Annotated in this window: 11 protein-coding genes and 1 riboswitch; of the genes, 5 read left to right on the top strand and 6 right to left on the bottom strand. The window is 45.6% G+C overall.

The annotated features are described in order from the left end of the window. Positions 1-15 precede the first annotated feature (15 nt). The 3 genes from MHB64_RS29575 to MHB64_RS29565 form a co-directional block, all read right to left on the bottom strand. Positions 16-855, bottom strand: a complete 840-nt coding sequence (locus tag MHB64_RS29575; protein ID WP_341135959.1) for an aldo/keto reductase — start codon at positions 853-855, stop codon at positions 16-18. A 58-nt stretch (positions 856-913) separates the two neighbouring features. Continuing rightward, a complete protein-coding gene (locus MHB64_RS29570) occupies positions 914-2,122 on the bottom strand; it encodes an MFS transporter (protein WP_094868389.1) in 1,209 nt (402 codons plus the stop codon). A 235-nt stretch (positions 2,123-2,357) separates the two neighbouring features. Next, a complete protein-coding gene (locus MHB64_RS29565) occupies positions 2,358-3,326 on the bottom strand; it encodes a Gfo/Idh/MocA family protein (RefSeq protein ID WP_341135958.1) in 969 nt (322 codons plus the stop codon). A 153-nt stretch (positions 3,327-3,479) separates the two neighbouring features. Here MHB64_RS29565 and MHB64_RS29560 point away from each other — a divergent pair, with 153 nt between their 5' ends. The 3 genes from MHB64_RS29560 to MHB64_RS29550 all read left to right on the top strand — a co-directional run bounded on the left by MHB64_RS29560 (position 3,480) and on the right by MHB64_RS29550 (position 6,749). Further along, positions 3,480-4,427 (top strand): sugar-binding transcriptional regulator, encoded by a 948-nt coding sequence (locus tag MHB64_RS29560; RefSeq protein ID WP_341135957.1) that lies wholly within the window; start codon positions 3,480-3,482, stop codon positions 4,425-4,427. A gap of 118 nt (positions 4,428-4,545) precedes the next feature. Beyond that, a riboswitch (purine riboswitch) is annotated at positions 4,546-4,649 on the top strand. Between the two features lie 172 nt (positions 4,650-4,821). Then, positions 4,822-5,436 carry a xanthine phosphoribosyltransferase gene (locus tag MHB64_RS29555; RefSeq protein WP_094868386.1) on the top strand — a complete coding sequence of 205 codons (615 nt, stop codon included), beginning with the start codon at positions 4,822-4,824 and terminating at the stop codon, positions 5,434-5,436. Continuing rightward, on the top strand, positions 5,430-6,749 hold the full coding sequence (locus tag MHB64_RS29550; RefSeq protein ID WP_280787364.1) for a nucleobase:cation symporter-2 family protein: 1,320 nt from the start codon (positions 5,430-5,432) through the stop codon (positions 6,747-6,749). The genes MHB64_RS29555 and MHB64_RS29550 overlap by 7 nt, the downstream gene beginning before the upstream one ends. Positions 6,750-6,921: 172 nt before the next feature. On the opposite strand, the gene MHB64_RS29545 is transcribed toward MHB64_RS29550, so the two are convergent. The 3 genes from MHB64_RS29545 to MHB64_RS29535 all read right to left on the bottom strand — a co-directional run bounded on the left by MHB64_RS29545 (position 6,922) and on the right by MHB64_RS29535 (position 10,694). Continuing rightward, on the bottom strand, positions 6,922-8,058 hold the full coding sequence (locus tag MHB64_RS29545; protein ID WP_094875392.1) for a glycerate kinase: 1,137 nt from the start codon (positions 8,056-8,058) through the stop codon (positions 6,922-6,924). A gap of 41 nt (positions 8,059-8,099) precedes the next feature. Next, complete coding sequence (locus MHB64_RS29540; protein ID WP_094868383.1) at positions 8,100-9,368, bottom strand: GntP family permease; 1,269 nt, start codon at positions 9,366-9,368, stop codon at positions 8,100-8,102. A gap of 159 nt (positions 9,369-9,527) precedes the next feature. Beyond that, positions 9,528-10,694 (bottom strand): sugar diacid recognition domain-containing protein, encoded by a 1,167-nt coding sequence (locus MHB64_RS29535; protein WP_094868382.1) that lies wholly within the window; start codon positions 10,692-10,694, stop codon positions 9,528-9,530. Positions 10,695-10,962: 268 nt separating this feature from the next. On the opposite strand from MHB64_RS29535, the gene MHB64_RS29530 reads away from it, so the two are divergent. Together MHB64_RS29530 and MHB64_RS29525 are read left to right on the top strand one after the other, a co-directional pair. After that, on the top strand, positions 10,963-12,318 hold the full coding sequence (locus tag MHB64_RS29530) for an MFS transporter (RefSeq protein ID WP_341135956.1): 1,356 nt from the start codon (positions 10,963-10,965) through the stop codon (positions 12,316-12,318). 67 nt (positions 12,319-12,385) lie between these two features. After that, positions 12,386-12,601 carry a hypothetical protein gene (locus MHB64_RS29525; RefSeq protein ID WP_042192779.1) on the top strand — a complete coding sequence of 72 codons (216 nt, stop codon included), beginning with the start codon at positions 12,386-12,388 and terminating at the stop codon, positions 12,599-12,601. Positions 12,602-12,612 lie beyond the last annotated feature (11 nt).

Genomic DNA, 12,612 nt, shown 5'->3' with positions numbered 1-12,612 from the left:
CTAGTGGTTGATCTCTTAGAAGTCGAAATTATCAGGGTCAGGACCTACCCGTTGATCTTGGTTCAGGGCGTTGATTAGATTCATATCCTCTTCTGTTAACAGAAAATCAAACACATCTACGTTTTCGATGATCCGGTGCTCTTTAGTAGACTTTGGAATAGTAATAATTCCACGCTGCAGGTCCCAACGGATAATCACTTGAGCTACGGATTTACTGTGTTTAGCTGCTATTTGTTTCAGTACAGGCTGATCCAACAATTGCCCTTGCATTAATGGAGACCAAGCCTCCAATTGAATTCCTTGTTCCTGGCAGAAGCTAAGGAGTGCTTGCTGACTCAAATAAGGGTGGAGCTCTACTTGGTTTACCATCGGCTTAATTTCCAGATCCATCACCTCTTCAAGATGATGGATCTGGAAATTGCTGACCCCAATCGCTTTTACACGTCCCTCTTTATACAAGGTTTCAAGTGCTCTCCATGTCTCTTTATATTTTCCTTTTACAGGCCAGTGGATAAGATATAGATCAAGGTATTCAAGTCCAAGCTTAGCTAGGCTAGTCTCGTAGGCGGCAATGGTTTCTTCGTAGCCCATATCTGCAGTCCAGACCTTTGAAGTTACGAAGAGCTCTTTTCTGGACAGGTTGTTGTCCTGCAAAGCTTCTTTGATTGCTTGACCTACGCCAGTCTCATTGTCGTAAATCGCTGCTGTGTCGATGCTGCGGTAGCCATGTGCAATAGCAGATTTGACTGCTTGGATCAGCTCAGAGCCTTCTTCAACTTTAAATACGCCGAGTCCTAGCCAAGGCATATTTACCCCGTTGTGTAATGTAGTTGTGTCCTGTAGATGTTGAGCCATAATAAAATTACCTCCTGAGATATTTAAAAGTTTGATTGGTATGTTAATGCAAGGTTGATTAAGCAGCCTCCGACTGGAGAAGAGTCTCATCTTTCTTCTCCAGCGCACGACTCCAAGCGGTTAGGAATACAGCGGATAGAACCATTATAGCACCCACCCAGGTGGTATGAATCAGTCCCATATGATCCGTGACGATACCGCCAAGATAGGCCCCAATGGCAATACCGGCGTTAAAAGCAGCAATATTCAGCGCAGATGCTACATCTCGCGCACTCGGTACATATCGATCTGCAAGTGTAACTACGTGTACTTGTAGCCCAGGTACGTTCATGAAGGCTAACAGACCCATAAAGAAAATCGTAAGTAGTGCAGCCACTTTAAAGGGAGCGGTAAAGGTTAAGACGAACAGTACAACAGCTTGTATAGCAAACATGTAGAACAGGGCATTCATAGGGTTACGGTTGGCTAATTTGCCTCCAATGACGTTGCCGATGGCGATCGCTATACCATAGACAAGAAGAATGATGGCAACGGTACTCTCTTTGAAACCGCTGATTTCATTAAGAAGTGGAGATAAATAAGTAAAGACTACAAAGGTACCTCCATACCCTAAAGCAGTGATTGCGAAGGCGAGTAGTAACCGTCCGTTCGTTACGAGTTTGACTTGTTCACGAAGCGGTGTTCGGGTTCCTTTGCGCAGTCCTGTGGCAGGGACCAAGAATAGGTTGCCAATGAGCGCTATAAGGCCGATGGCAATAATGGCAATGAATGCAGCCCTCCAGCCTAACTGTTGCCCTAGAAAGGTTCCCAGTGGCACACCAGTAACAGTAGCTACGGTAAGTCCTGTGAACATGATCGCAATAGCACTGGCTTTACGATTCTCAGGCACGAGGTCGGCGGCAGTGGTCGAAGCAATCGACATGAACAGACCATGCGAAAGGGCAGATATTACTCTAGCTATTAGCAGAATTGTAATACTGTCGGCAGCCGCGGCAAGGCTATTGCCGATAATAAATACAATCATAATGATAAGCAATAATGTTTTGCGCGATACCGCGGTGGTCAGCGACGTTAAGATTGGGGCGCCAAAAGTTACCCCTAAAGCGTACAAAGTAACAGTTAATCCAGCTGTGGTCAGCGGTATATTCAGGTCATCAGCGATTAAAGGCAGCAGCCCTACACTGATAAACTCGGTGGTTCCGATCGCAAAGGCGCTAATGGCTAAAGCCAGGAGTGCCAGGGTACTTCTTTTTTGGTTTAACAACATGTCTCTCACTCCTACACTCTGATAATCACCGGCCGGTAAGTGCAATTATGAAGGCATGAGTCATTTAAGTATAGTACGTACTTTAAAGTGCTATAGGTACTAAAAAGTACCTATAAGAAATCACCTAAGGATATTGTCATCCATTCCTGGGAAATTATCCGCAAAAAAGCGTTAGGTCTCCTTCAGTTGAAGGGAATACCAACGCTTTGATGATTGATCTATTGTGTTCAGTTTGTTATTCGAAGCTGTATTTGATTCCCCATTGTTCTCTAACATTACTCATAATCTCCATGACATCTAAGGATAGCTTGAGGGTTTCCTGGTTGCCGTTTGCCGTGATATAGCGCTGCATATCCTCGATTTCGTATTGCAGCGCTTTGGAAGTATCGCCGGCTTCAATCGTTTCTAGGGTGCCATCTAAATATTGAATTGTAGCTGTAGAGGCCCGCGGAAAATTGTCTACGGTAATAAAGCCAAGTTCTCCAGCAACGATGCCGCGTTTAGGCATTTTGGAGCGCATCGTAAGGGAGATGACTGCCATTTCATCCGCATCATTGTTCAGAATGATTCCGGATTGTTCATCGACACCTGTCTCGAAACGTTTCACCGTCGTAAGAATCTCATATGGCTGTTTGGACAGAAAGAATCTTGTGAAGGATAAGGCATACGTCCCAATATCCAGCAGTGCTCCGCCCGCCAGATCTTTGCTAAAGAAACGGTTGTTCACATCATATTCTTTATGGCTGCCGAAGGAGACCTGCACCATTTTGAGGCGTCCGATCTTACCTTCATCCACGATTAGCCGTAGCTTTTTGTACAGTGGCATATGGTAGATGGTCATCGCCTCTGCGACGACTAAGCTTTTTTGTTTAGCAAGCTCGGCGATTTCCTGTAGTTGTTTGCTATTTACGGTGATCGCCTTTTCACAGAGGACATGTTTGTTATTCTGCAAGCTTTCTATGATGTATTCGTAGTGGTTACTATGTGGTGTTGAGATGTAGACGACATCAATTTCAGGATCTTGCAGCATTTCGCTGTAATTGCCATAAGCCTTCTCCGCTCCATATTGGCTTGCGAACGCTTGGGCTTTCTCTAAGGTCCGTGATCCTATCGCATATAAAGTTCCGCCGATGTCATTTAGAGCAGCCGCAAATTCAGTAGCGATACTTCCCGGGCCGATGATGGCCCATTTCAGATTGTTCATGGTTAGCACCTCTCCTGTTTTGATTGTTTGATTAAAAAATTGATATATAGCACATTTGTGCAATATAATAAAAAGTGTGCAAAAATAATCGTCTACAGTATAACGAGGGGTTCTGAATCCGTCAAATCCTTGTAGAAAGCGGGGAGTACTATCATGGATCGAAAAGAGGACAAGAAGCTGCTCATTAAGATTGCACAAATGTATTATGAGCAGAATTTAACGCAAAGTGAAATTTCGAATAAACTTGGCATATATCGCACTACCATTAGTAGGATGCTGAAGAGAGTCCGTGAAGAAGGTATCGTTACGATCACCATCAATTATGATATCGGCGATCATTGTACACTGGAGCAGGAACTGAAAGAACGATTCGGGCTGAAGGAAGCCATTGTTGTAGAGGTAGATCCAGCCCAATCCGGGGTGATCAAACGCAAAGCTATTGGACGGGCTTGTGCAAAATGGCTGGAGAAAGTGCTTCAACCAAAAGATATGGTAGGCTTCTCTTGGGGAAGCAGCTTAGCTGCGGTTATAGAGAATCTGACCCTCGCACAGAGACCTTTTGTAACCTGTGTACCTACGGTGGGCGGTCCATCTGGAAAGATGGAGAGCGGATACCATGTAAATAATATCTGCTATCAAGCAGCTTTAAAGTGGGGTGCACGCTCATTAATGATTGACGTCCCAGCTATCACGGAGCAAAAGGAGACCCGGGATCAGTTGATGCGTTCGCAGTATTACCAGACCATTGCCAAGGCATGGGATCAGCTGGACATCGCTGTATTCGGCATTGGATCACCGGAAATTAAAGGTGAAGAGGCGTGGCGTGGATTTTATGGCGATGCTGTGATTGATGAGCTGGAGAGCGGGAGAGTAGCAGGTGATATTTGCTCACGTTTCTATGATGGCAATGGATTGCCTGTGCGTACAGCAATATCGGATCGAACGCTGACCATAGAGCTGGAGCAGATTAAGCGGGCGAGGTACGCTATTGGTGTAGCGGAATCGTTGGAGAAGGTCTCGGGGATCTTGGGTGCGCTGAATGGCGGGTATATGAATGTACTCGTAACAACTGAAGAGACGGCGCAGAAGATCTTGGAGTAACCACTACTAAATGTAAACCATTGAATTTCGTGAAAATAACCTGAAAATGGTATGCGGAATACTGAAAATTTTGCTTGTAAGCACCCGACAGAGCGTGTAAGATATACAAGGTATTCATATCGAACATTAAAAACAAACTCATATAATCTTGGGAATATGGCCCATAAGTTTCTACCGGATAACCATCGTAATTATCCGACTATGAGTGAAATAGCGCATCTAGGGTTCCGCTTTCTTCGTTGGAGGAAAGGTCTGGACCGAGCGATGCGGACACTATGCAGTGTTACACCACTAAGGGACAAAAGCCCAGAAGGACAGATTCACTTGAGAGAAACGACTCAAGGGATTTGTCCTTTTTTTGTTTTTTTAATGAAGAAGGAGAGATCAGTTCACGATGAAAGTACTTCAAGAGCGCATTAGACAAGAGGGTCTTATTTTATCAGATACGGTACTAAAGGTAGATTCATTTCTGAATCATCAGGTCGATACGGAGCTTGCGCTGCAAATCGGTCAAGAGTTCAAAAAATTGTTCGGTCATCAACCGATCACAAAAGTAATTACTATTGAAGCTAGTGGAATTCAGTTCGCCATGGCTACTGCGATTGCATTAGGTGTACCGTTTATTTATGCGAAGAAAAAGAAAGCAGTCACCCTCGCGGAGGCGGTCTATTCAGCGCCTGTACATTCCTTTACACGCCAAGAGGACTATCTGGTCAGCGTCTCTCAGAAATATCTTGGACCGGATGACAAAGTGCTTATTGTGGATGATTTCCTCGCTACTGGTGCTGCACTTGTAGGACTGGTTGATATCGTGAAAGAGGCTGGAGCAGAGCTCCTTGGTGTCGGTTGTGTGATTGAAAAGAGCTTCCAAGAAGGCCGGAGCCTTCTGGAGAACAGAGGCATAGAAGTCCATGCCTTGGCCCGTATTGCATCTATGTCACCAGGTGAAATTCACTTCATTGATAATGAAAGCTCATTAGAGAAAATCAAGGAGAGTGCGGGATGTTAAGCAAGCAAAAGGTATTTACGTTAGGCCTTCAGCATGTACTAGCCATGTATGCCGGAGCAGTTATCGTACCGCTGATTGTTGGGGGCGCCTTGAAGCTGAATGGGACTCAGATGGCCTACCTTATCGCAGCCGATTTGTTCACTTGCGGATTGGCTACCCTACTGCAAATTATGGGCACCAAGTATTTTGGTAGCAGGCTTCCGGTTATTCTTGGATGTACCTTTACAGCGGTTGGTCCGATTATCGCGATTGCCTCGACACATAATCTGGCGACTGCGTACGGTGCGATCATTATTTCCGGTCTGTTCGTTGTACTTGCGGCTCCGCTTTATGGGAAGCTGCTGAAGTTCTTCCCAACCATTGTAACAGGTTCTGTCGTGACTATTATCGGCCTATCTCTTATTCCAGTAGCCATGAATAACGTTGCTGGCGGAGAAGGCAGCGCTGATTTTGGACAACCGCGCAATTTGCTGCTTGCCCTAATTACACTGCTTGTCATTCTAGCAGTTAACCGTTTCGCAACAGGATTTCTACGCTCCATATCTGTTCTAGTAGGTTTAGTGGTGGGTACTGCGATTGCTTATGGAATGGGCATCGTTAACTTTTCTACAGTAGGTGAAGCTTCTTGGGTGAGCATCGCACAGCCGTTCTACTTCGGATGGCCTGAGTTCAGTCTTACTGCAATCTTCACCATGATCATCGTTAATATTGTTAGTATGGTGGAGTCTACTGGGGTTTATTTTGCCGTAGGTAAAGTAATTGATCAGAAGGTTGAACAGAAGCAGATCGTGAACGGACTACGTTCCGAAGGTGTAGCTATCATGCTGGGTGGAATCTTCAATGCCTTCCCATACACTGCTTTTTCTCAAAATGTAGGCTTGATTTCGCTGTCTCGCATTAAGACTCGTAATGTTATTTTTGCCGCTGGCGGGATCATGATTGTACTAGGACTATTGCCTAAGCTGGCTGCCTTGACGACGATTGTACCGAATGCCGTACTTGGTGGAGCTATGATTGTCATGTTCGGTTCGGTGGCCGTTTCCGGAATATCCATTCTATCTGATGTGGATTTGCGTAAGGACGGTAATCTACTGATTGCGGCTTGCAGTATTGCTGTTGGCTTAGGCTCAGCGACACTTCCAGCTATGTTCGCAGAGCTGCCTGAATTCGCTCGGATGCTTCTGCAAAACGGTATCGTTTCTGGTTCGCTTACAGCGATTGTGCTGAACATCTTCCTCTCGAAGACAAAGGATGATGTGCAGGTAAAGGATAACACCGTACCCGTTCTTACTAAGGAGTCTCAAGTCTCCTAAACTTTATTGGATTGATGAAAAGGCTCAGACTAGGTGAAGTACAAACCTAGACTACCTGCAAAAACGAAATAAAAGATCTGACCCGGCTTCATGCACGGGTCAGATCTTTTTTTAAATATAATAATATATTATTCCACGCTTAAAAAAATCCTTATATTTTCTCCAGAAACGATTAACGGTTACTATGTTTGATTAATATCCCTATATTACGCGCGGTGCGCTCCATGTTGAAGGAAGCATCGGTGAGCGCTTTATCAAGCGTACAAACCCCTGGAACGATGGAGAAGAACATATCAATACCATGCTCGTACACAGCTTCTACGCCAGTACCTAGAGAACCCGCTAAGGCAATAACAGGTACACCAGCGGCTTGTGCTACCTTGGCAACACCAATCGGTGTTTTGCCATAGACGGTTTGGCTATCCATCCCACCTTCACCTGTGATGACATAATCCGCATCTTTCACTTTATCCGCAAGATTCATGGCATCGACGACGATGTTTACGCCTCGCTTCAACTGGGCTCCTAGGAAGGCCATCACGCCAGCACCTAGTCCACCTGCTGCACCGGCACCTGCTGTATCGTTCACTTCTTTACCGAGATCGCGTGCAATGATGTTTGCGAAATGTGCAAGATTTGCATCCAATTGCTTCACCATCTCAGGTGTTGCCCCCTTTTGCGGGCCGAAGATGGCGGATGCTCCACGCTCCCCAGTTAACGGATTGTCCACATCACATGCAGCTACTACCTGGAGACCTTGAAGCCTCGGATCTATATGAGCACTATCAATACGAGTAACTTCACTCAGCGACCCTCCACCATATCCAATCTCCGTTCCATCTTCTCGCAAGAAGCGGAATCCAAGTGCTTGTGCCATGCCTACACCACCATCATTCGTCGCACTGCCACCGAGACCCATAATAATGGAACGTACACCTGCATTCAGCGCATGAACGATGAGCTCCCCGGTACCCTTTGTTGTGGTGATCAACGGATTACGATCTTCCTTCGCTACAAGTTCAAGTCCAGAAGCAGCTGCCATTTCGATAATCGCGGTTTTTCCATCTCCCATAATGCCATAAAATGCATTCACAGGGTGACCAAGCGGCCCTGTTACGTTACATTGTACAATTCGTCCGCCTGTCGCATCGACGAGCGATTGAACCGTACCTTCGCCGCCATCCGCCATCGGAACCTTAATATATTCTGCATCGGGAAAAGAGGAGCGGAGTCCTCGTTCTATGGCCTCACAGGCTTCCATTGCGGTCATACTTTCTTTAAATGAATCTGGCGCCAATACAAACTTCATGCTCTCCACTTCCTTTTGTGTTGTTCATGCTCCAATACTTGTTATACGAACCATTGGAATACACCGAATACTAATGTCGATACGATGGCTAGTGTTAGACCAACTGCAGTTTCATAGGGAATCAATTTGAGACGTTCTTTCATCTGCATGTTCACACTACCACCTGTTGCATGGAAGAAGCTACCGTGAGGCATATGGTCGAATACAGTCGCACCCGCGTGAATCATTGCCCCCGCTCCTAGCGAAGCTACGCCAAGTCCCATGATGGTGGAGCCGAACACAGAGCTCGCTACGGCTGTACCTGCTGTTGTCGATGCTGTTGCAAGAGACATTAATGCACCACTGATTGGAGCAAGCAAGTATGCCGGTAGGCCAGATGCCGTAAGACCATCGATAATAACATCCTTCAATTGCGAATTCGCAATGATACCAGCTAGTGTACCTGTTCCAATTAACATGATGGCTACACCAGTCATTTTACCAAGACCAAATATAGCAAACTCATTTAACTTCTTAAATCTTCCCATTGCAATGGCGCCTATGATACCTCCAACTGGAAGTGCGATTACTGGATCGATGACGATGCCTGCAATTGGACGAAGGGATAACAAGATAATGGCTACAAGTGGAGCTAGAAAGGCTGTAAAGAAGCTTGGAAGCTGCTCATTCGGATTATTCGTCACCTCAGAGGCTTCGACCTTACTACCTTTATTGTTTAAACGCTTTGCGATGAAGTACGTTACGATAATTCCGAACACGGCTGGAATTATACCTGCTACCATCAACGAGGTTAATGGAATGTGAAGTGCATCTGATGCTGCAATTGCATTCGGGTTTGGTGACATGATGTTACCGGCCTTCCCGCCACCAATCATAGCGATCAGGATTGCCAATTTCGAAAGATTTGCACGTTGTGCAATAGCTAATGCAATGGGCGCTACAGTAATAACTGCTACATCCACGAATACACCGACCGCTGTAAGAACCATTGTTGCTAAGGCTAATGCGAGTAATGCTCGTGTCTCGCCGGCCTTCTGAACCAGCGTTTCTGCAATCTTTTTCGCCGCGCCTGATTCAATCAATACACCTGCTAACACACCTGCTGCCAAGATACGAAGCACGGCAGGAATCATCCCTTTGGCACCATCCATCATCAGCGTAATGGTATCCACCATACTCACACCGCCGATTAAACCACCTACTAGCGCACCAATCATCATGCCGTAGGCTGGCGGTACTTTTTTCAATATTAGAACGATTGCCACAACCAATGCAGCTAAAGCACCTAAAACGCTTACACTCACTGTCATGAGTAATTCCTCCCAGTTTTACACAGAATGTATAGGTAGATATGTGGTTTGAGCTCATACCTATACTTTAGCGATATTTTGTAAGCGTTTCATTAGGCGGACAAATAAACATTTCGCAATGGTTAATGTCTTTTTTTGTGCAAATGAACATATTGCCTCCTATTCATCACGGGACATACCAGAATGATCCAACAAATATAACCAACGCGCACTCATGAGTAGGAATAGCTCCTGATAATTTCTTGGATCTTTCCCTGTGAGCTCGGTTATACGCTGGAGTCGGTAACGTAAGGTATTCCGATGAATACGCAGTCGTTCAGCTATATGCTGTTGCTCTCCATTTTCGAGGTAAAATAGAACTAATGTCTGCTGAAGCTCGCCACTACGATCCTCCTCCATAAAATGCGCCCATAGCTGCAGCAGCTCCTCCGACATCCAATTCTGCACACTTGGAACGGCCATCGTCTCCAGTTGCAGATCCGTTGCATAATAAACCGGCTCATCCGGATATATTGCATAGCCTGCACGCATCGTATCTTCTGCGGATTGAATGGACTTCATCATCCCTTGAATCCCTGTAAAAGGTTTGCCTACAGCGATACGTAGTGGAGAAATCTCCTTTACATCTAACCAACGTCTTATCTGGTGAATGCCTTCACATATATCTGTATGTGGCTTCCGCTCGTGGAGATGGTCCTTGATCAGAATAACTTGTCTAGCATTACGAATGGTAATCAATTGAACAGCCGGGCGTCCTTCCAATACATCAGCTACCCGCTTCATTGTCACCATGAGCTCCTCTTCATTACGATCAATGAATTCAATGATGCATGCGATATGTGGCTTATCCACTTGAAAATCAATCTGCTGTGCTTGATGTCGCAAGTTCTGCACGTTCGCCTCAGCGCCATTCATCACCGCGAGCAGGAAATTCTCCTTCATTCGTTTGTCCCATTGTGCCTGCTCTAACAGCTTCATATGCTCAAGATACATTTCTGCCGTCATCTTCACCAATTCACCATACTTCGTCACTTCTTTGGGGTCCCCTGTAATCCCGATAACACCAACAATCTCATTCTCAAACTCAATAACCAGGTTCGTTCCAGGCAATACCCCCTGCAATCTAGCAGCGCTCTCCTGATCAATCTCGAATCTGCCACGACGCTCGATCGCGAGTAATGCTCCCTCATGTGATTGCCCTAATCGCTTACCATCTCCAGATCCAATAATTCGTCCTCGCTTGTCCATAACATTGACGTTGTACCCAATCACATGCATCGTACGTCGAACAATTTCCATCGCGATTTCTTTGGTCAAGCCCCTCATGGCTACTACCCCCTATTTAGAAAGTCTCTATGCAAGTCCTTGTTAATTTCATGCGCGATATAATATACCTTTAAGATCTTATCATTAGCACAAGATGAGCTTGATTGAAACACTACTAGTATATATTGCGGAGAATGGAGATCATAATCGAACTGGTATGTGGAATGATGTGGCGGAAATAAACCCCTATTCTAATTGCCAACCTCTTTTTATAGGCATAAAATTAGTTGAGCAGGTATAGATAAATTAGGACAGGGATGGAGTAGGAATGAATGAGAAAGTAGTAATGAATGATAAAATTGTCATGCCATTATGGACGATGTGCCTCTTTATTGTAGTGATGAACACAACGATGTTTAATGTATCGCTTCCATCTATTATTCAGGATCTCCAAATTTCTGCTGACCTAGGCTCATGGGTCATTTCCAGCTATTCGATTGGATATGCGTTGTCGACGGTGATTTATAGCCGGTTATCCGACTTGGTGCCGGTTCGCAAGCTCTTGACCATTGGTTTAATTACGCTTGGGACGGCATCCGTGTTTGGATTGTTCGCACATGACTTTAATATGCTATTAATTACGAGAATCGTGCAATCTGCAGGCGCCGGATCTATGGCAGGATTGGGGCTTGTACTGGCCAGCCGCTATGTTCCGATTGAAAGACGCGGCGCTGCTATTGCGATGATCTCGGCGGGTAGTGCAATGGCCTTTGGTTTAGGTCCTATTGTCGGAGGCGTGATCAGCCAGTACTTTGGCTGGAATGGATTGTTCGGAATTACTTGCCTAGTGCTTATCGTGCTGCCGGTGCTGCTGCGGTTATTGCCTAAGGAAAAGCCACAGCCTGCAAGCTTTGACATCCTAGGAGCGGCGCTGACCGTTGTAAATGCGGCAAGTTTACTGGTAGCTGTAACTACCCAGTCGCTTGTATGGCTAGCGGTGGGTGTAGCGTCTATTATCGTGCATGCCGTACATCTGAAGAAGGCCAAGGAATCATTCATTAATCCGCAGCTGCTTGCCATGCCAGGTTACTTGAAACTGGTTGCCGTAGGCTTTTGTATTCTGGTGCTGAACCTGGGGAACCTGTTCCTGATGCCGCTTGCGCTCGCTAATCTGTTCGGTAAATCAGCGCTGATGATTGGTTTGTATATCGCACCGGGAGCGCTATTATCTGCATTTCTGACCCGGTATGTGGGACGTTTTATTGATCGTTACGGTAATATCCGCTTCTTATTGATTGGACATTGTATACTTGCAGTCGTTATGGCTGTGTTTGCTATGAATCTTTCTGTATCACCTAGAGTACTACTGCTAGGTTATCTATGCTTCTCTCCCGCCTTCTCAGCTACGATGGCATCCTTAAATAATGAAGCTTCTATCGTTCTTCCAAGGACTTGGATTGGTTCTGGCATGGGGCTTTTACAACTGGTTCAATTCTTCGGAGGCTCTGTATCTGTTGCAGTCTGCGGGCTTTTACTGCATGCTCAGCGTGATATCTCCCCTGCAAAAGCATATCAGCATGTATACGGCGTGTTGCTCCTCGTTAGCTTGTGCTCGTTAGGAATTCTTCTTTTATATAGACGTTCTAACGCCAAGAGTAAGGTTGGGCAGTCTACGCACGCCTAGAACTGAAACGAAAAGGTAATAAAGACGTATCAGATGCTATAGCAGAACTAAGGAAGGAATGGTAATAATGGACAATGGGATGAATGTAATCTTATTTGAAAAAATGCCGGAAGGCGGGCTGCGAGTCATTGAGGAACGCACGTGGAGCATGAATATGATCGCAGCACTAGAACATGTCAATTATATTGTGGTTGGCAGTGTTGAATATGAAACGGTTGAAGGACGGCTGAATGTAGATGAAGGTAAGCTGGAGCTTTTACTTGTTCCGATGCACAACGAATGATTGAGATAAGG

The organism is Paenibacillus sp. FSL K6-2859, assembly GCF_038008265.1.
Taxonomy (GTDB): Bacteria; Bacillota; Bacilli; order Paenibacillales; family Paenibacillaceae; genus Paenibacillus_AQ; species Paenibacillus_AQ nitricinens.
The sequence above is the reverse complement of the archived record's forward strand: the minus strand, read 5'-3'. Positions and strand labels throughout refer to the sequence as shown.